This window comes from Sphingomonas sp. Y38-1Y (assembly GCF_032391395.1).
GTDB lineage: Bacteria > Pseudomonadota > Alphaproteobacteria > Sphingomonadales > Sphingomonadaceae > Sphingomonas.
In genome coordinates, this window is record NZ_CP135916.1 from 2940514 (window position 1) to 2958219 (window position 17706).

Sequence of the window (17706 nt, forward strand, 5' to 3'; positions counted from 1 at the left end):
GCTCTATGTCGCAGACCGTCGCCGATCGCCGCAACACCGTTCGGATTCTGCTCGCCAGCCTCGTCGGCACCTCCGTCGAGTTCTACGACTTCTACATCTACGCGACCGCAGCCAGCCTCGTGTTCGGGCCGCTGTTCTTCCCGGCCAGTTCGGCTTCGGCGCAGCTCCTGTCCTCCTATGCGAGTTTTGGGCTGGCCTTTTTGGCCCGACCTCTGGGCGGCGTGCTGTTCGGGCATTTCGGGGATAGGATCGGACGCAAATCGACGCTGGTCGCCTCGCTGCTGCTGATGGGCGGGTCGACGGCCGCGATCGCGTTCCTGCCCACCTATGCAATGGTGGGCTGGATTGCGCCGGCGCTGCTCTGCCTGTTGCGGTTTGGCCAGGGATTGGGGCTGGGTGGCGAGTGGAGCGGTGCGGCGCTGCTGGCGGTGGAGAACGCGCCGCCCGGCTGGCGTGCCCGCTTCGGCATGGTGCCGCAGCTCGGCGCGCCGCTGGGGTTCATCGCCGCCAACGGCTTCTTCCTGATCCTCGGATGGACGCTCAGCCCCGACCAGTTCCGCGACTGGGGCTGGCGGATTCCGTTCCTGGCGAGCGCCCTCTTGGTCGGGCTGGGAATGTGGGTCAGGTTGAGGCTTACCGAAACGAAGGCCTTTACGGCCGCCCTGCGTAACGAGCAGCCCGCGCGGGTGCCGGTGATGCTGGTGCTGAATCAGCATGGCGGGGCTGCGATCGCCGGCACGCTGGGCGTCATCGCATGCTTTGCACTTTACTACATCGCGACCGCCTTCGCGCTTGGCTACGGCACCACCACGCTAGGCTATGATCGTCAGCCGTTCCTGCAAGCGCAGCTTGGCACGATCCTGTTCATGGCCGCCGGCATCATTGCCGCAGGCTGGCTCGCGGATAGGGTTGGCGAACGACGGGTGCTGCTCGGCGGATGTGTCGCGACGATGGTTGTCGGCGCGTTGCTGCCCTCGCTGCTCGGAAGCGGCTCCATGACGGGCGTGTTCGCGTTCATGGCGATCGCGCTGCTCGCCATGGGGTTCGTCTATGGTCCGCTCGGGGCTTGGCTGCCGAGCCTATTTCCGGCGCGCGTACGCTACACGGGCTCGTCGCTGGCGTTCAACCTCGGCGGCGTGATCGGCGGTGGACTAACCCCGGCTTTTGCCCAGGTCATGGCGGAGCGCGGTGGCCTGCCCCCGGTCGGCGTCTACCTCGCCAGTGCCGCGGTGCTCAGTGGGGCCGGCTTGTTGCTGTCGCGCCGGGAGAGGCAAGCCACCGACCGTCGGTAGCGCGCGGCTGCCGCGCGCCCTTCATGCAGCCAGCCATGGCTGTTCTACAGCCATGAGGGCAGCGTTGTGACCCAGAAGCCGCCGTTCAGAGCGGCCTATGCGCTCCCTAGCTTCTGCCGTCTGTTCAGCTGAGCGGTACAGCAGCTGTGCGCACCCCGTCAGGCCTATTCGACAGCATCGCCCGGTGACTTGCTGCTATGTAGCTTTCGGGAGATGATCCGAAGTAAGTGGTCTCAACGCGAGAGTCTGTCGGGGGCGATGTGGCGAGCAGAGAAGGCATCACCCGAGCGTTCCTCTGGCTTGCCGTGCTGGCCGGAGGGCCTCTGCTCGGCGCCAAGCTATTCGATCTTCTCGTTCTTGCTGGAGCATGGAGCGCCCATCCGCCGGCTTCGCTCGCGATGATGCCGTACGGCAAGGCTTGGCCAGTTGATACCGGCCTGTTCTTCGTTCCGTTCTCGGCGGGCATGCTGATTGCTGGGTTCGGGGCGCTCATTGCCGGCTGGCGAACCCCGTGGCGCTATCGGTGGCTGCTTTGCCTCCCCTCGATCGGCATCTTGCTTCTGCTCATTCTGACAGTGGTCGCGTTCTGGCCGATGAACGCTGCGCTCTATTATCACGGCATCGGCTCCACCAAAGACACCATCACGGACGCGCAATCGGTCGCCATGGCGCAACGTTGGGTGGCGCTGGACTGGCTCCGGGTAGTGGGCGCGACGGCCGCGTTCGTCGCTCCCCTTAAGGCGCTCACCTTACCTTGGCCTCAGGTTGCTGCTCCTAGAGACCCGCCCCTCGTCCGCGGTGCGCTCGCGCTCACGCTTCTTGGAGTAGCGGCCTTCATCGTATGGTTCGTGTTGAACCTGTGACTGCAAATGGGGGTGTGACGCACGACAGTTTGCGGCTTGGACCCACAACTGGACGTTCTGCAGGGCAAGGCGGCTTCTTCGATCCGGACGTTCGTTCATGTGAGCTGAGCGTCGAGCCCTTGGCTCTGCGTGGCGGAGGCCGTCTAAGTCCGTAAAGGTCAATCGGTAATGGACGCTGGAGCCGGCCGAGAGCCGTTTCGAAAGCAGCCAATCCGCTGACCAGCGGCACATTCAATAGCTCTAGCAACAGCTGACGGGCGCCATGCTCATTCGCTAAAAGTTTGCGGATCACGATCGTGAGATCATTGATCTGGGTGTTGCACGACGCGCAAATGTTGCTTCTAGGAAGCAGACAATAGGGCTTAATGAAGCGCCACATGGCAGAAGAAGTTACGCTGAACGCAGTCGAGCTCGCGACCGAGCTGACGATCGCTTGGCTGGGCAATCAGAATCACCGGGTAGCGGCCGAGGACGTGCCCTCGTTCTTGCGCCAGATGCACACGACGATCAGCGAACTGTCAGGAGCGGCGTTGCCAGACGGCACCTCTGGCGATCAGGTATCGGGCTCGGAAGAGCATGTGCCCGCAGTCTCGGTGCGTAAGTCGCTGGGGTCGCCGGATCACATCCTCTCGATGATTGACGGCAAGCCGTACAAGACGCTTCGCCGCCATCTATCGCGTCACGGCCTGACGCCCGAGCAGTACCGCGAGCGCTACAACCTCAAGCCCGACTATCCGATGGTAGCGCAAAGCTACTCTGAATCGCGTCGTGCCATGGCGCACCAGATCGGCCTGGGCTCAAAGGGACGCCAAGCCAAAGCGGCGACGCAGGCAACTGAGGACGCCAAGCCGAAGCGTACGCGCAAAGCGCGTGCCGAAACCGCAGAGTAATGCCATTGAGCGCCGCGCCACCCCGCAGCGCTGTCCTACATGGAACATAATAGGTACATGATGCGGCATAGGAGTCGCAACATGATCATGCTTGATCCCCCGCTTCTGATTGCCTTGGCTGCCATCATCGGCAGCATCGCGTCACTCATCCGAGCCTGCCGGCGCCTGTCTGAGCGCGAACCAAATACGCCTCCGCCAAGTGCAAGATCATCGTTCGTGCCGAGGCTATGGAGCGACGATCATCGAGAGCGCTAAGCCGCCGCAAGCCACGCTCTCTGCCGCTGACAACTCGGCTCATTGAACCGGTCCAGCGTCAACGCTTTGGCATCTAGGTCGAGCGGCTGACGCCCTGCAAGGATCGCCTCAACAAGCTGCGGCGACAGAGCTGTACAAGCGAATGTTCAAAGGCTGATGCATAGCGCGACTAAACCGGCATAGCCTCGGCTCACGCGGAAAATCACTAGCACGAGCATGATGAAAAATTGGCATCATGCTCGTGCTCGCTTATCGCTTCGCCCGGATTCGATATCTATGGACGACAGATACACTTCGCTCAGGCGTCCTTCATGATATTATTTCAGAAGCGAAAGCCCGCAGTCACCCGCATCGTGTGGAAGTCAAAACGCGGATCGCTGCGGCTAAATTCGGTACCCGGCTGGCCGTTCAGGACGAACGGATTGCTCGCAACTGCATTGCCGGCGGTCGCGCGAACCCGATAATCGTCTTCGGTATAGCGGGTGTAGAGATATTCCAGACCGATGGAGAAATTACGGCCCAGCGCCTGTTCAACACCGCCTCCAAACGCCGCACCTTTCGAAAACAGCTTGCGGCCATTATCCGAAAAGGCGTTGACTGTATTGCTTGTCGTGAAGCTATTCTTGATGCGCGCGTAAGCCGGACCACCTGTCGCGTAGAACAAGGTTTTGCCGCCCGCCGCGTAGCCGACACGGCCACGAATGCTTGCTTCCCATTCAATCTCGCGCGTCATCGTGTAGAAGGCCGGCGTTGTGCTGAACGAGCTGACGCTGTCGACCACGTCGGTCCGGCCGAACTCGCCCAGGATGCCGACGACAAAGTCGCCAAGCCGCGCGTCCCAGCCGATGCGGCCATGATAGGCGATATCGTCCTTGTCGTTGCGGCACGCGTTCACGGGTCGGGGACCATTTGCTGCGCCGTTGCAGAAACCGGGCGAGAAGGCGTCTGCGCCCGTTGTCGTCGTGACGGTATCGAACGAACCGTCAAATCCTCGATCGAACCGCTGAAACTCACCCGCATCGTTGCTCTGCACGCCGATCCCGAACGAACCGCCGACATAGGGTCCGTTGAAGTTGTCGTCGCTGGTTGCGTCCTGCGCGATGGCCGGCGCGGCGGTGAAGGCCAATGCCACAGCAGCGGCGCTCATCAGGTGTCGCATCGTTTATACTCCCCTTTGATCCGCTTTGAGCTTAGTTGGCGGCGCTCAGCCGGATGGCGCCGTTGACGCCCGCCGGGAAGAAGCCGCCGCGGTCGGTCGCAAGCCTGTTGAGATAGGCGATGTTGAGCACCTGTCCTGCCGAGCGGCTGTACGCCACGGCCGAGCTGTCAGCAGGCACGATGTTCGAAGCATTGCCGATCGGTCGCACGCCCTGATCCAGGTCGCTGGGCCCGTCGAGGCTGTCTCGCGCGTTCGAGATCGCCTCGGTCGCATCGATCAGCGCAGCAGTGTCGACACCTTTTCGATACAGAACGGTGCGCACCAGACCGGCGTGATAAGCCTCCGCCGCCAGGATGCCCGCCGCGGCCTCAAGAAAGCCCTTGTTGGTGATGAGCACCGACGCGCCCTTATAAGCGGTGACGCCCACATCCTCGAAGATGAACGCACCGAGCAGAAAGTTCTCGTCGGTCGAATAGGGATCGAACGACGCACCCGCGCCGATCAGGCCAGCGGCTCGGGCCGCCGACGAAAACGCGCCGTTCGGGTTGGTGCCGATGTCGATCGCCGGCTGCGCTACCGCGCTGGCGCCAAGGTTGCGACGCAGGAACGCGACGTGTGCGATCTCGTCATTGGCGATCTCGCGCGCATACTGGCGCACCAGTGGGTCTGTGAAATTGACCTGCCTCCCGCCGGTGACGCCGCCCTGAGTGCCCGTACCGGTCAGCTGATTGGAAGGCAGCCCCGTGCCGAACGCGGCAAACGAATAGAACTGCGCCTCGAGATATTCGAGGTTCAGCGCGAAGTTAAGCACGTCGGCGTCGGTCACCGGTGCGGGCGTCGGCGTCGGCGTCGGGGTGATGATCGGCTCGAAGTCGTTCTTGCTGCCGCCGTCGCAGGCACTCAGCACCGCGGCGCCGGCGACCGCGGTCGCTGCACTGCCAGCGACGCGCAGGAAACGCCGACGCTCTTCGCGGCGATGCGCACACGCATCAAGAATGAGGGGTAGCTGGTCGTTCTGGCTCATGTCGTCCTCCCGTGTCGGAGCTATTCGCTGGATCAGTTCGCCGCGCTCATGCGCAGCATGCCGTTGACGCCGTTCGGGAAGAACCCGCCGCCCGTCACCGCCGCCCGGTTGAGGTAGACAATGTTGAGGACCTGGCTCGCGGTGCGGCTGTACGCCAACCCGTCGGTGTCGAGCGGTACGATGTTGCTCGTGGTTGCAAGCCCCGAACCGCTCGGCCGCACCCCCTGATCAAGGTCGGCCGACCCATCGAGGCTGTCGCGCGCGTTCGAGATGGCCTCAGTCGCGTCGATGAGCGCGGGGGTGGCAATGCCCTTGGCATAGAGCGTCGTGCGTACGATCGCGGCATGGTACGCCTCGACCGCCAGAATGCCGGCCGCCGCCTCGAGGAAGGTCTTGTTGCTGACCAGTGGCGACGCACCCTTGTACGCAGTCACGCCCACGTCCTCGAAGATGAACGCGGCGAGCAGAAAATTCTCGTCGCTGGCGTAAGGGTCGAAGGCAACGCCCGGCCCAACAAGACCAGCGGCGCGCGCGGCGCTTGAGAACGCGCCATTCGGATCGGCGCTGATATCGATTGCGGGCTGCGCCACCGCAGTCGCGCCGATCGCAGTCCGCAGGAAGTCGACGTGCGCGCGCTCGTCGGCCGCGATCTCCTGAGCATAGCGTGCGACGACGGGGTCGGTGAAATTAACGCGGCGCCCGCCCGTTGCTGCGCCTGCCGTGCCCGTGCCCGACAGGCTGGTGCCGGGCAGGCCGGCACCCGTTGCCGCGAACAGATAGAACTGCGCCTCAAGATACTCGAGGTTCAGCGCGAAGTTCAGGATGTCGCCGTCCGTCACCGTCGAGGTCTGCGCCGAAGCGGATGACAGGCCAGCGCTGAGCGCGAAACCACCGGCAAGCGCAGAAGCTGTCCCGAACGCGGTGAAGAGGGCACGGCGGTCCGTTCGCCGCTGCGAACGCGCTTCCAATGTGTCAATAAGGTCGCTGGTATCAGCCATGAGCGGATCTCCCTGAAGGTCGCCACGATGCTGAGGCAGGCTATCAGGATTTCAGAGCGTTATGACGTGCGTACGCCTGCCGTACGCTGTGCATCCAAAACGGGAACCTTTCCGTAGCTGTCTGTCCCGCAGACGATCGGAGGAACGCACCAGCATGAATTGGAATGCCGATGAACGGCCGCCGGCATCGTCCAGCAATCGTCTTCTCGCTTCGATCTCGAGTTCGACGTTGGCCTCGCTGCGTGAGCATTTCACTCGTCGGCATGTTGATCAAGGGACTACTCTTGAAGGAGGGTACGGAGTCGAGGGGCCCATTTATTTTCCCGAGACAGCAGTCTTCTGCGTCCGCGCGTCTGTCGAAACCGGCAAGCAACAGGGGTTTGCCCTAGTCGGTCGGGACGGAGCGTTGAATTGGGGACTGCTGGCGGGACTGCCGGCTCCCCTCTGCCAAGAGATGATCGCCGTCACCAGCGGAACAGTTCTGGTTATCGACAAGCGCATGCTCAGCATCGAATGCGGTTCGCATCATGAGTTATTTGCGCAGCTTTTAGGCTTTGCCTTTCATTTTGCCTGCCAGCTCGCGTCGACGCTCCGTTCCAGCATGAGCGATTCTATCGACGTGCGGTTAAGCCGCTGGCTGCTGCTCTGGCATGACCGAGTGGACGATGCTGAATTGCATTTGACCCATGACCTGCTCGCAGGCCTACTCGCTGTTCGACGAGCAACCGTGACTGATGCGCTGCACATCCTAGAGGGTGAGCGGCTGATCACCTCCACCCGTGGGCGCATCATTATACGATCGCGCTCGCTTCTGGAGGCGCATGCCGGTATCGCCTATGGCGTGGCAGATCGGACATGGTCAGGAATCTCTGGCGCGTAAGGGGCGACCTGTTGAAACGATCTCAGGATCAAGCTCGGACCCATCTGTCACAGTTGCTGACAAGGGTAGGCGGCGGTGATCGCGCCGCGATGCGTGAAATTTATGGCCTCACCGACTCAAAACTTTTTGGGATCTGCGTCCAAGTCACTCAAGAGCCAAACTCTGCCGAGGAAATTCTTCAGGAGGTTTATCTTAAGGTCTGGCGTCGCGCGGCGAGCTTCGATCCAGCAAGAGCGAGTCCCATCACCTGGATGTGCACCATCGCTCGCAACTCGGCGATAGATTGGCGACGAGCGCACCGGGCCCCTACAATGGTTAGCGACGATCATATTACCACGCTTGCTGACGACCGCATGGATGTGGAACAGGCGTTGAGCGACCAGCAGGAGCGTGCGCGCATCTTCCATTGCATGGAAACGCTCGGCGCGAAGCAGCGCGAGGCAATTCGGTCCGCCTTCTTCGGCGGTCTGACATATGCCGAGCTTGCGATCTCGAAGAACGTTCCTTTGGGTACAATGAAAAGCTGGGTGCGTCGCGGCCTCGCTCAATTAAAGGACTGTCTTGGACATGGCTGATACGATTGACCCTGATCTTGACGGATTAGCGGCCGATCTCACGCTCGGCCTTTTGACGGGCGACGAACGCGCACGTGCGTTGCGATTGTCACTCTCCAACCCAGCGTTCGCGCAAGCCGTTGATGCGTGGCGGGGTCGGCTCGATCCCATGTACGCTGAGTTTGATGAGCGGCCTGCGCCCAACGTTTGGCCCAAGATCGAAGCGCGACTTGGATCCGGCGTTGCCTCGGGGAGCGAACGTCTTCGTCGCTGGCGATGGACCGCGATCGGCAGCAGCGCCGTCGCTGCTGGCTTCGCAACCGCCTTCTTTATGGCGAAGCCAGAACCAATCACGATCGTGCGAGAGGTTTCGCGAGCGCCTTCAACGATTACGGTCGCTCAACTAGCCGGCACCCAAGGAGCGCTGCTCGCGGCGAATTACACACCCGGCTTTGGCGACCTACGCATCCGTGCGGTCTCTCTGCCAACAAGTGATCTTGTGCCTGAACTCTGGATTATTTCGGCTGGTGGAGTTCCGCGTTCGCTCGGCTTACTCGATGGCGCGGGCACAACGACGGTGAAAGTGCCTGCGTCACTTAGAAGCCTGCTAGTTGACGGCGCAACTCTGGCAGTGAGTCTTGAGGTGCGTGACGGCGCGCCCCATCAATCGCCTAGTTCGACGCCGATCGCCACGGGTAAGATCACGCAGATATGAGGGGCCGGGGCGCTGTCAGATTAACGTGGCAGGAACATACGGACGCTGTTAGCGTGGCCACGTGCCATGTCGATCGAGAGCCAAGCCCCCGCCCTCCCGGCAGTGCGAGATCGCGGATCCAGGAGTTCCACGCGCAGCTTCCCACGGCGCCGAACGCGGCGAGCACGACTTGCGCCGCGATGAACGTCCAGAGCGCGATCGCCCCGCCCCAGAAGGCGGTGAGCGCCATCAGCGCCAGCATCGCGCGGCCGATCAGGCTGGTGACAACCGCGATCTTCTTTCGCGCACGCCAGCGCTCCACCAGTCCGATTGCCGGAAGCTGGAGCAGCTGGGCCAGAAAGGGGATGCTCGCCAGCAATCCGATCATCGCCGCCGATGCGCCGAGATGGAGCGCAAAGGCGTTGAGCACGACGCCGCTGGTCAGCGCCGCGGTGCCGCCGGAAAAAGCAGCCTCCAGCACAAGGATATGCAGTCCACGTTCGCGCGCCGCCGCATCGAGATCCTCGATCGGCTCGAACCGACCGCGGCGCACTACCGATGCTGTCATCTCTCAGAGCTCGGGATCGCACAGCCCCGGCATTCTCATGACGCTATCCCGGCATCGATCTGTCGATCGCTCATCTGCAAGCTCCTTGCCGGATTTTGCAGTTCTGACCCGCTAAAACTCGTGAGATCACCGATCGATCGATCAGAAAGTGTCTTTTTTTCATACACCTATGTTGCATTGGCGCAGCAACGGTGCGCTTGCGGCGCATCGTGTCTGCGGGACGAGGCCGAGTACAATCGGACTGGGCGACTTGTAGGTTTGGGCCGGATCAACCGCCGTCTGCGACAAAGCCACCCGCGAATGCAAAAACGCTGAAAAAGGGTTGGATAAGCGCGAGCGAAATGTAAAACCTCCATTTCGGACAGACTGCCGGGCTTCACTCCCTTTGCTTCTCGGCTGCTCTGACCTGGCCAGGTTGCCCCCAACCGCAAGGCCGAGTGGATGAAGAGGCGAGGCGCAATCTCGACACCCCCCGGTAGCGCTTCGCCTCTTCTCTCCAGGCAAGCTCTTCTCAATCTGATGGGCTCAGCCTGCCCGTAGCGGCAGATACACGCAGCGCCATTATGATCGCAGACGATCTCGGAAACACCGTCTGGCGGGTCACGTCTCGCGAAAATCGGTCAGCTCAGACGAGCGCACTCGATTGGACCAATCCACGGGGTGAGACCTGCCTTGGGGATGGCGATGACCCCTTTTTGGTGCAAAGAGGGGTGCTTGTCTGTCCGGATACGTCATCGGGCAAAAGGTGGCACATGAGAGGCGCCATGCGGGTCCTCGACGAGCCGGGCTGGTCACCCTCTCCGTAGACATTGATGAGCCTTTGTTCGGTCAAGCGCTGCGGGTCTGCCGTTGAGCGGTCAACGCGCTAAAGGACGCTCATGCCACTAACAAAACCGAAATCCGCCTTTCAAATAATTGTTAACGAATGTTTCTGTTCCTGATATGGCTGATAAAGAGTTAACGTTCAGGATGGTCGGGACCGTGACCAGGGACAGCGGTGTTTCTGCACAACGCCTCAGGTGGGCGAGTCAGGACCCACAGATTCCCGAAGACGCGCGCACAGGTTTGCTGTGATGCCCGGCGGTGAAACCAGCGGCACGCCAAAGCTTACGCCACGGCAGCACGATTGCATGCGCCTTGCAATCAAAGGACAAACCAACAAGGAAATTGCGCACCATCTCGGCCTGTCGATCAAGACGGTCGATGGGTACATCGATGGCGCAAAGGTCGGGTTAGGGGTTGCCTATCGCAAAGAGGCTGTTGCTAAGTATCACGAAACGTTCGGAAATGTTGCCCCCGGGGAAAAAATCCCGGTTGTCGCTGCTGCCGGCCATCCCGTAGCTCCGCCCTTGCAACCAGCGGTGGAGATGCCGGTGGGGCGAGGCTTGGAGCGGCTTTCGAAGCTTCAACGCCTGGGGATCATTTTCCTGATCTCACTCGCCCTCACGGCAAGCCTCGCACTGGCAGCGACAACAGCGGTGCGTTGGATCGCGATCTACGATGCGAGCAATCCACCCGGGCAGACGGGGTCAGGCCGATGATCAAGAGGGACGTTCTGGACTTCATCAACAAGCTTAACGGTGCTGAGCAGGGGTGTGATACCGCGCTGTCCAGCTATGCCGAGCTTTTGCTTTCGGCGCAGGCTGTTGAAGGCCTTAAATTCGGCGAGACCCAAGCGGTCTACTCGGACATCGCCGAGGCGATGAACCTGCTGCTTCGCGGCCGCTTTCACCTGGCGCGAGCACACGCCAAATCGCTCGAGATTGCTGAGCGTCGCGGCCTGATCCCGGTGGGCTGGGGAGATACGATGCCTACTACCGAGAAGAACCGCGACGCGTTCCCCGCCACGATCGAACCGCTTCGCGTCGCGGCTTAAACAGGTCGGGCTCGCGTGAGTGCGACCTTCTTCTTCTCGTTGCTTGCGATCAGCGCTTTGTTTGCGCTGCTGCGCGGCGGCGCGCCCGAACGCTGGATCGCTGTTATCCTCGCGCTCACGGCTGTCGCTGATTTCGCGCTCGTTTTGATGGCGGGTAGGATGATGACGCAGGATGCGCGCATCCTCCTCCTCGATGTCGCTTTGGCTGTCGTGATCACAGGGATAGCGCTCCACGCAGAACGGTTGTGGCCGATGCTAATCGCGGCGTTGTTGATCGTCGGCGCCGAGCTTCAGATCGGCGTCTGGCTTGCGCCGACGCACCAGCGGCAAGTGTACAAGGTCGCTCACGGCCTATCTGCCTATCCGATCATCCTCACTTTGCTGGTCGGCACCGCGCGACATTGGTGGCGTACGCGACATACCCCTGAGCGTGACTGGACTAATTTCCGTTAAGGAAACTTTGATGAGTAATTACGCTGCGGACTTGGAAGAGCTTGCTGCGCGACTAAAGGCGATAAGCTTGAGAGCGCCGCGGAACCTAATTTCTCCGCAGGATCACATCGCGCCCACAGCACAATCATCAGAATTCCAACGTGCGCAGCAGCTAATCGCAGAAAGGCGTAAAAGGGATGACGTCTTCTCCGGTTATGACGTCTTCGGCGAGCCTTCGTGGGACATTTTACTCGACCTATTCGTGATGGGTGAGGTCGGGCACAAAGTAAGTGTGAGCAGCGCAGTCATTGCGTCCTGTGCACCCGCGACCACCGGACTTCGGCATCTATCCATCATGGTGGAGGCCGGCCTGATTGAAAGAGTACCTGACTCGTTAGATAAAAGACGCTGCTTTGTTCGGCTGACTGTCACGGGAATGGAGCTTGTTCGACGCGCACTCTCCTAAATGGCCTATGGCTTCGCAGGAAAGTGACTTATGCTCACCTGATGCATCAGTTGAGCGACCCGTTTTAGTGAGTATGCCATGGACGATGGCGAGATAGGCGAGTGTGTTAACACTCTCATCCGCTTGCATGGCGCTCACGCAGCTAAGTATCTAATTCAGCAGCTTGATCTCGCTGCCGATGAAACGGGAAGACGAAACTGGGTTGCAATCGCCGGACGGTATGCAGACGTTCATGAACGTGTCCTTGAAGCGTTCATGGCGACAGCCTTCGAGGAAGCGGCAAAGCATCGAGCTCTTGGCGGAGAGATCCACTGACTTTGCACTTCAAAAGAAAAGATCAGCGCCCATTAGTCATTTTGAAGAAATTTTTCGCGGTCACAAGATCCATCAAAAGTATTCTTGATCGGCACGGGCCAAAGACAAAGATCATTTAGGCGCCTTTTAAGTTGATTGAGACTCAGTGATGGCGATGGTCAGTCTTTCTACACCGTGACGCCCCCGCCCTGCAACTAGTGCCAGCTTGACGCCCTTCTGCTTCCCGTCGCGAAGCTGCAATCGTGCGCTTAAGGATCGCGGCGCACCGTCGACGATCACAGCTTCTATCGCATCAGCGACTTCCTGGCGGGACAATGGCTCGAGCAATGTGATGAAGCGAACAGACTGGAGCATCAGCCGGTCAAATCCGGTCATATACTCAAGCGACTCACTCGCTTTTTCAACGTAGCCACGGAGGTTGAGATTAGCCCAGGCAATGTTTCCTAGACAAAACAAGGCGTCTTCAAGAGATGCAAGGCGGTTGGCAGTCGCATCACCTTCGCTTTCAGCACTGACATCATCAGCAACAAACAGGGTGCGTTTTCCGAACGCTATGACCGCCAATCGGTAACGCCGTTCTCGCACTGCAATCTCTGTTTCGCCTGGGCTGCCTGATCGTCGTGCGCGATCGGCGATATCTAAGAGGAAGCTTGCGACCGCTTCGCCAAAAGGTCGTGCAAGCAGGTGCCCCACGACATCAGGACCGAAGGCTATACGCGCAGTTCTATTTGCCTGTTCAATCCTTCCGCGCTCATCGGCTACTAAAACAACTTCGCGAGTAGCGTCCAGCAGCAAGGACCCCAGAGACGTCTCGGCGGTCATCTCGTGTGGCTCACAAAGGCGGCGCATCAGATCGACTGAAGTCAGCACGAGGCTGGGGCGGCCACGTCTTAGAACGAACACTGGCTCCTGAAGGGCGCGTTCCTGCCAAATTCCGAATGAACGAACGAACTCGGACGCTGTAACCGTCGCTTCGGGGCTCGCTGAAAGACGCTGGTTCTCGATCATCCCGTCACTTTGGCACTCGGAGCCGAAGCTTTAAACCAGACCCGTTCAATCCGGATCATTTTATGCGCACATCCCACATTAAAGTAATTAGCTCGGGCTGCCGCCCTGCGAACACAGGGTTGACCGCGCAACTGTTACGACGACCTCAAAGCTTGCCCGGCCTCTCGCGGGCATGAACAATAGTCGGACGGTACTGCTTTTTTAAGCGCTCCTCTGATCCGGTCGGTCTCGACCGCACTACAATTCACATGCTGCTTCGTGCCAAACGCATAAGGCAGCACAGTCCGGTCCCTTTGCCGCTTTTTAATCAATCCCCTCCATATCGGATCAAGATGGCGAGACAGAGGCATTTAGATCTGGCGCGGATCATAGCGCGTGAGCAAGGCGATGCAGGCTATGTCCACATCATCGGTCGACTAGCGGCCTGCATTGGATCAGATGATGCGATCGGAGCCGCCTATTGGCGCGCTGTCGGGCTTTTGTTCCATCAGCTACTGATTCAACAATACAGTGCTTGCGATGATTGCGACCCTGCCGATCAGATGACTGCTGTCTGCGCCGCGCATGGTGAAGGCACTGCTTCGGCTCGCTAAGCAAGGGTTGTGGCACTGTCAGTCTAACGTAGCGGCAAACGGACGCCGTTAGCGTGGCGGCATGCCACGACGGTTGAGAGCCAAGCCCCCTCTCCTTTCCACCGCTTCGTAGCGGCGTTGGCGCGAAAGCGGGTATCCGTTGACGTCACGCTGATCGCCTAACGATGGTAAGTTCTCGAAACCTGCGGATGGTGACTTCCGCCGAAACCGCTCCACGCGGGCGTTCCCTAAGCTTCGCCGCGACTGGGAACGATGCGGCGATGCCACCGCGGACTGGACCGCGGACGATTATCGGGGCTGGCAGGCAGCGAGGCCGAAGCTTTCGGCCTGGATCAAGCGGATGAGCGACGGAGGCGTGCTGCTGGTAAGCGGCACCGACCTGACCAACGAGTAAATCGCGCCCGGCGAAGGCCTGCATCAGGAGCCTAAGCGGCTCGCCGAAGCCGGCCTCTCAGCCGATCAGATCCTGCGCATAACCGGAGCGAACGCTGCGCAGGCTCTCAGTCGAAACGACGTGGGTAGCCGAGCGCGGGTACACGCTGCGCTTCGAAGAAGATCGCCCAGCCCGAACCCAGCCGGCGCAAAGCATTGTTGAGCCGGCCCGCCGTCGCGATGAGCTCGGAAGGCGTCGCGGAATCAAGGTCAGGGCCGCGGATCGCGGCAGTGCGCTGGAAGGAGCCGTCCTTGTTGAGCACGACGCCGGGGGCGATCAGCGCAGCCCAAGGCAAGACGTCGGCGAGGGTCGCGCCGCGTCGACGATATTCGCGCAGGAACATCATGTCCGCCTCACGCGCGAAGATAGGCGGGATAGCGCATGTGACGCCGCCCGACTTCGAGGAATTGCGGGTCCCGGCGCGCCGCCCAGACGGCGGCGGCGTGGCCGACCGCCCAGATGAGCAGTCCGACCAGCCACAGCCGAAGGCCGAGGCCGACGGCGCCAGCGAGCGTGCCGTTGACGATCGCGACCGAGCGCGGCGCACCGCCGAGCAGAATCTGTTCGGTCAGCGCGCGGTGGACAGGCGCGAAATAGCCTGGAATGGCCGCGCCGGGATCGATCGTCTCCATTAAATCAGCGCTCCGCCGCCGAAGCTGAAGAAGCTGAGGAAGAAGGAGCTGGCGGCGAAGGCGATGCTGAGACCGAACACGATCTGGATCAGCCGCCGGAAGCCGCCCGAACTTTCGCCGAATGCGAGGGTCAGGCCGGTGGTGATGATGATGATCACGGCGACGATCTTGGCGACGGGCCCCTCAATGCTTTCGAGGATCGACTGAAGCGGGCTCTCCCACGGCATCGAGGACCCCGAGGCTTGTGCGGGACCGGCGATGAGCGCCGCAAGCGCGCAGGTCGTGAACACCTCCGCACGGGCGCGGGCGGTGGATAGGGAGGCGTTCATCTGGCTTCTCCGTCATTGAGGAAGTGGAGGCGGTATCCGCCGGAGGCCTCGAGGCCCTCGACACGGGCGAGTTCGGCAAGGCGGCGGCCGGCACCGTCACGCACCAGCACCGCGATCAGGCCGATGGTTTCGGCGATCAGCGGTCGTGGGACGGTGGCGACGGCTTCCTGAATCAGCTGCTCGAGCCGGCGCAGTGCGCCGAGGGCCGTGCCCGCGTGAATGGTGCCGATGCCGCCCGGATGGCCAGTGCCCCACGCCTTGAGGAGATCGAGCGCTTCGGCGCCGCGGACCTCACCGATCGGAATGCGGTCTGGACGCAGGCGCAGCGCGGTGCGAACCAGATCGGCAAGCGTCGCCACCCCCGCCTTGGTTCGCATGGCGACCAGGTTGGGCGAGGTACATTGCAGCTCGCGCGTGTCCTCGATCAGCACTATGCGGTCGCCGGTGCCGGCAATCTCGTCTAGCAGCGCGTTGACCAATGTTGTCTTGCCGGAGCCGGTGCCGCCAGCGATCAGGATGTTGTCGCGATCCGCGACGGCGCTGCGGAGTGCCTCGCCCTGCCCGGGCGAAATGATGCCCGAGGCGACATAGTCGTCGAGCGTGAAGACGGCGACGGCGGGTTTGCGGATTGCGAACGCCGGCGCCGCGACGACCGGCGGGAGCAGCCCCTCGAAACGTTCTCCGGTTTCCGGAAGCTCCGCCGAGACGCGCGGCGATTGTGCATGGACTTCGGTACCGACATGATGGGCGACGAGGCGGATGACGCGTTCGGCGTCTGCCAGCGGCACGATCATCCCGGTATCGGCAAGGCCCGAACCGAGCCGATCGACCCAGAGCCGGCCATCGGGATTGAGCATGACCTCGACGATTTCCGGATCGTCGAGCCAAGCGGCGATCGAGCTGCCGAGCGCCGTTCGCAGCATCCGTGCGCCGCGGCGAGCGGCTTCGGGCCGATGGGGGTTTGCGTTCAACACTCGATACCCTGGTTTCAAGCCGGCGCGGTGCTGCTCCGGCGACAGGGCTGACTAAGGGGGCGCAATTTTTGCGCTTTGCAACAGTGGCTTGATGTCGTCGCGTGCTGGCGTCGTTTTAGAAAGCCACGGCGGCTCGGCGAACTAAGCCGGCTCGCGGAAAGGTCTGTGGGCGATCCACGCCGCGGCAGCCCGCTGCGAATCGGCTGTCGTGCCGCGACGAACGAGCCGGTATCGGATGATTGCGCTTTCTGATTGGGGAATGGTCGCTGAAACCGGCCGACGCTGACTATCCACGCATCGAACCGGCGATCGGCGGGAAAGTGTTGCTTCGCCCTGCCCGCCGATGCCGACCTGCGTCGCGGGCAGCTAAGTGCAACCGAGATCGCGCACGGCGGGGCCGCGTATTCAAGATCAAAGCGAGCGGACCGGCAGCCCGTCTGACTCGACCTCGCCTACGCGGCCATCGGACGCCTACCGGCGCTCAACCGTTCAAGTTTCTACGAACCCGTCGAAACCAACACCGCCCCCATCGTGCGCGGCGTCTACCGTCATGAGCTCGGACTTGGCGTCCAGTCGGGCGTGAACCCGTCGCATGGTCGCGAGCAGGCTGGTGGATGCCGATCCGGCGTCAACCGTACTCGCCAGCCGGGCAAGTGCCGCGTCGACGCGGGCCGGCAGCTTGACCGTCTGGTCCATGCCCTCGACCGAGGCGAGTGCGGCGCGATCGACGCTGCCAGGGTGCCGCCGCATGACCTCCAGCGCGAGATGGGTGCCGTAGGAAATGCCCCACAGCCTGAGCTTCGGCACGCCGAGCGCCCGGCGAAGGTCCTCAACGTCGTCGGCGTTCTCTGTCGTCGTGTATCCCTCAACGGCGACGCCGGCCGCCTTCCACCGCCCGACGCATTTCAGCAGCGCGCCGCGATGATGGCGGGTCAGCGTCGCCTCCGAGAGTCCGTCTGCCGGATCGAGGGCTGCGTCCGCCCGGCACGAAGGGATCGCGTTCGAGATGCCGACGCCGCGCTGATCCAGCGCGATCACGTCGCCAAGCGCTCGGAGCGTCAGGAAGATCGGCTGGCGCGGGCCCTTGGCGGCGTCGATGCCTGATCCGCCGGGACCGCCGGCGAGATAGACGATCGGGGCACCGGGGTGCGAGCTGGTCGAGCGGAACCTGACGAAGCCGATCCGGATGCGTCGCGACGACGGATCGGATCGACGCTCCAGCACCTCGAACTCGCCACGTTCTGCGGCAAGGACGGAACCGTCCCGCAACTTGAACGCGTGCGGCGTTGTCCGCAACGTGGGTGCGGTCCGGCCTCCGGCCTCCGCCAGGGGAGAGGCTGGTGGCTGCGCCGAAGCGACCGTCCCGGCTATCGCCGCGTCGACCGCCGCCACAGCGAGCAGCCGGATCAGCCGGCGACCCATCTTCCTCAAGCCATTCACAACATGCATCGTCATCGTCATCACGGACCTT

Annotated in this window: 20 protein-coding genes and 1 pseudogene; 11 read left to right on the forward strand and 10 right to left on the reverse strand. The window is 61.9% G+C overall.

Features of this window, described 5'->3' with window-relative positions; genetic code table 11:
• The first annotated feature begins 5 nt into the window (after window positions 1-5).
• From RS883_RS13950 to RS883_RS13960, 3 genes are all read left to right on the forward strand, one after another.
• A complete protein-coding gene (locus RS883_RS13950) occupies window positions 6-1292 on the forward strand; it encodes an MFS transporter (RefSeq protein ID WP_315760789.1) in 1287 nt (428 codons plus the stop codon).
• A gap of 260 nt (window positions 1293-1552) precedes the next feature.
• Window positions 1553-2155: a DUF1772 domain-containing protein gene (locus tag RS883_RS13955; protein ID WP_315760790.1), complete on the forward strand. Its 603-nt coding sequence runs from the start codon at window positions 1553-1555 to the stop codon at window positions 2153-2155.
• A 365-nt stretch (window positions 2156-2520) separates the two neighbouring features.
• On the forward strand, window positions 2521-3045 hold the full coding sequence (locus tag RS883_RS13960; protein ID WP_409977351.1) for a MucR family transcriptional regulator: 525 nt from the start codon (window positions 2521-2523) through the stop codon (window positions 3043-3045).
• A 577-nt stretch (window positions 3046-3622) separates the two neighbouring features.
• Here RS883_RS13960 and RS883_RS13965 read toward each other — a convergent pair.
• The 3 genes from RS883_RS13965 to RS883_RS13975 are packed head-to-tail and all read right to left on the reverse strand — an operon-like array spanning window position 3623 to window position 6481.
• Complete coding sequence (locus tag RS883_RS13965) at window positions 3623-4459, reverse strand: outer membrane protein (RefSeq protein WP_315760791.1); 837 nt, start codon at window positions 4457-4459, stop codon at window positions 3623-3625.
• Window positions 4460-4490: 31 nt separating this feature from the next.
• Window positions 4491-5483: a ferritin-like domain-containing protein gene (locus tag RS883_RS13970; protein WP_315760792.1), complete on the reverse strand. Its 993-nt coding sequence runs from the start codon at window positions 5481-5483 to the stop codon at window positions 4491-4493.
• Window positions 5484-5515: 32 nt separating this feature from the next.
• Window positions 5516-6481 carry a ferritin-like domain-containing protein gene (locus RS883_RS13975; protein ID WP_315760793.1) on the reverse strand — a complete coding sequence of 322 codons (966 nt, stop codon included), beginning with the start codon at window positions 6479-6481 and terminating at the stop codon, window positions 5516-5518.
• A gap of 154 nt (window positions 6482-6635) precedes the next feature.
• Between RS883_RS13975 and RS883_RS13980 the strand changes: the two genes are divergently transcribed.
• From RS883_RS13980 to RS883_RS13990, 3 genes are all read left to right on the forward strand, one after another.
• Entirely contained in the window at window positions 6636-7361 is a 726-nt protein-coding gene (locus tag RS883_RS13980; RefSeq protein ID WP_315760794.1) for a Crp/Fnr family transcriptional regulator, read from the forward strand.
• An 89-nt stretch (window positions 7362-7450) separates the two neighbouring features.
• Window positions 7451-7936, forward strand: coding sequence for a sigma-70 family RNA polymerase sigma factor (locus tag RS883_RS13985; protein WP_315760795.1), 486 nt, complete (start codon window positions 7451-7453; stop codon window positions 7934-7936).
• Window positions 7929-8630, forward strand: a complete 702-nt coding sequence (locus tag RS883_RS13990; RefSeq protein WP_315760796.1) for an anti-sigma factor — start codon at window positions 7929-7931, stop codon at window positions 8628-8630. Before RS883_RS13985 ends, RS883_RS13990 begins: the two co-directional genes overlap by 8 nt.
• Here RS883_RS13990 and RS883_RS13995 read toward each other — a convergent pair.
• Complete coding sequence (locus RS883_RS13995; protein WP_315760797.1) at window positions 8617-9162, reverse strand: hypothetical protein; 546 nt, start codon at window positions 9160-9162, stop codon at window positions 8617-8619. The two genes, RS883_RS13990 and RS883_RS13995, sit on opposite strands and share 14 nt — an antisense overlap.
• Before the next feature lie 1088 nt (window positions 9163-10250).
• Here RS883_RS13995 and RS883_RS14000 point away from each other — a divergent pair.
• From RS883_RS14000 to RS883_RS14020, 5 genes are all read left to right on the forward strand, one after another.
• Window positions 10251-10718 carry a helix-turn-helix transcriptional regulator gene (locus tag RS883_RS14000; RefSeq protein ID WP_315760798.1) on the forward strand — a complete coding sequence of 156 codons (468 nt, stop codon included), beginning with the start codon at window positions 10251-10253 and terminating at the stop codon, window positions 10716-10718.
• Complete coding sequence (locus RS883_RS14005; protein ID WP_315760799.1) at window positions 10715-11053, forward strand: hypothetical protein; 339 nt, start codon at window positions 10715-10717, stop codon at window positions 11051-11053. Before RS883_RS14000 ends, RS883_RS14005 begins: the two co-directional genes overlap by 4 nt.
• Before the next feature lie 15 nt (window positions 11054-11068).
• Window positions 11069-11506 carry a hypothetical protein gene (locus RS883_RS14010; RefSeq protein WP_315760800.1) on the forward strand — a complete coding sequence of 146 codons (438 nt, stop codon included), beginning with the start codon at window positions 11069-11071 and terminating at the stop codon, window positions 11504-11506.
• Between the two features lie 10 nt (window positions 11507-11516).
• Entirely contained in the window at window positions 11517-11951 is a 435-nt protein-coding gene (locus RS883_RS14015) for a hypothetical protein (protein ID WP_315760801.1), read from the forward strand.
• Between the two features lie 78 nt (window positions 11952-12029).
• On the forward strand, window positions 12030-12266 hold the full coding sequence (locus RS883_RS14020) for a hypothetical protein (RefSeq protein ID WP_315760802.1): 237 nt from the start codon (window positions 12030-12032) through the stop codon (window positions 12264-12266).
• 126 nt (window positions 12267-12392) lie between these two features.
• On the opposite strand, the gene RS883_RS14025 is transcribed toward RS883_RS14020, so the two are convergent.
• The 6 genes and pseudogenes from RS883_RS14025 to RS883_RS14050 form a co-directional block, all read right to left on the reverse strand.
• Complete coding sequence (locus tag RS883_RS14025; RefSeq protein ID WP_315760803.1) at window positions 12393-13274, reverse strand: hypothetical protein; 882 nt, start codon at window positions 13272-13274, stop codon at window positions 12393-12395.
• Between the two features lie 1108 nt (window positions 13275-14382).
• Window positions 14383-14646 (reverse strand): annotated as a pseudogene (locus tag RS883_RS14030) (conjugal transfer protein TrbE); the annotation flags it as partial.
• 7 nt (window positions 14647-14653) lie between these two features.
• Window positions 14654-14932 carry a VirB3 family type IV secretion system protein gene (locus RS883_RS14035; protein WP_315760804.1) on the reverse strand — a complete coding sequence of 93 codons (279 nt, stop codon included), beginning with the start codon at window positions 14930-14932 and terminating at the stop codon, window positions 14654-14656.
• Window positions 14932-15261, reverse strand: coding sequence for a TrbC/VirB2 family protein (locus RS883_RS14040; protein WP_315760805.1), 330 nt, complete (start codon window positions 15259-15261; stop codon window positions 14932-14934). The genes RS883_RS14035 and RS883_RS14040 overlap by 1 nt, the downstream gene beginning before the upstream one ends.
• Window positions 15258-16184, reverse strand: a complete 927-nt coding sequence (trbB, locus tag RS883_RS14045; protein WP_315765145.1) for a P-type conjugative transfer ATPase TrbB — start codon at window positions 16182-16184, stop codon at window positions 15258-15260. Before trbB ends, RS883_RS14040 begins: the two co-directional genes overlap by 4 nt.
• Window positions 16185-16724: 540 nt before the next feature.
• The gene (locus RS883_RS14050) at window positions 16725-17696 is read right to left on the reverse strand and encodes an alpha/beta fold hydrolase (RefSeq protein ID WP_315760806.1); all 972 of its coding nucleotides are present in this window, start codon (window positions 17694-17696) and stop codon (window positions 16725-16727) included.
• Window positions 17697-17706: the final 10 nt, after the last annotated feature.

Excerpts from the sequence above, each read along its gene's own strand:
- RS883_RS13970 (WP_315760792.1), bottom strand. The coding sequence starts at position 5,483 with ATGAGCCAGAACGACCAGCTACCCCTCATTCTTGATGCGTGTGCGCAT.
- RS883_RS14025 (WP_315760803.1), bottom strand. The coding sequence starts at position 13,274 with ATGATCGAGAACCAGCGTCTTTCAGCGAGCCCCGAAGCGACGGTTACA.
- RS883_RS13960 (WP_409977351.1), top strand. The coding sequence starts at position 2,521 with ATGAAGCGCCACATGGCAGAAGAAGTTACGCTGAACGCAGTCGAGCTC.
- RS883_RS14035 (WP_315760804.1), bottom strand. The coding sequence starts at position 14,932 with ATGGAGACGATCGATCCCGGCGCGGCCATTCCAGGCTATTTCGCGCCT.
- RS883_RS14005 (WP_315760799.1), top strand. The coding sequence starts at position 10,715 with ATGATCAAGAGGGACGTTCTGGACTTCATCAACAAGCTTAACGGTGCT.
- RS883_RS14015 (WP_315760801.1), top strand. The coding sequence starts at position 11,517 with ATGAGTAATTACGCTGCGGACTTGGAAGAGCTTGCTGCGCGACTAAAG.
- RS883_RS13965 (WP_315760791.1), bottom strand. The coding sequence starts at position 4,459 with ATGCGACACCTGATGAGCGCCGCTGCTGTGGCATTGGCCTTCACCGCC.
- RS883_RS13985 (WP_315760795.1), top strand. The coding sequence starts at position 7,451 with ATGCGTGAAATTTATGGCCTCACCGACTCAAAACTTTTTGGGATCTGC.
- RS883_RS14040 (WP_315760805.1), bottom strand. The coding sequence starts at position 15,261 with ATGAACGCCTCCCTATCCACCGCCCGCGCCCGTGCGGAGGTGTTCACG.
- RS883_RS14000 (WP_315760798.1), top strand. The coding sequence starts at position 10,251 with ATGCCCGGCGGTGAAACCAGCGGCACGCCAAAGCTTACGCCACGGCAG.
- trbB (WP_315765145.1), bottom strand. The coding sequence starts at position 16,184 with ATGCTGCGAACGGCGCTCGGCAGCTCGATCGCCGCTTGGCTCGACGAT.
- RS883_RS14050 (WP_315760806.1), bottom strand. The coding sequence starts at position 17,696 with ATGACGATGACGATGCATGTTGTGAATGGCTTGAGGAAGATGGGTCGC.
- RS883_RS13990 (WP_315760796.1), top strand. The coding sequence starts at position 7,929 with ATGGCTGATACGATTGACCCTGATCTTGACGGATTAGCGGCCGATCTC.
- RS883_RS13950 (WP_315760789.1), top strand. The coding sequence starts at position 6 with ATGTCGCAGACCGTCGCCGATCGCCGCAACACCGTTCGGATTCTGCTC.
- RS883_RS13980 (WP_315760794.1), top strand. The coding sequence starts at position 6,636 with ATGAATTGGAATGCCGATGAACGGCCGCCGGCATCGTCCAGCAATCGT.
- RS883_RS14020 (WP_315760802.1), top strand. The coding sequence starts at position 12,030 with ATGGACGATGGCGAGATAGGCGAGTGTGTTAACACTCTCATCCGCTTG.
- RS883_RS13975 (WP_315760793.1), bottom strand. The coding sequence starts at position 6,481 with ATGGCTGATACCAGCGACCTTATTGACACATTGGAAGCGCGTTCGCAG.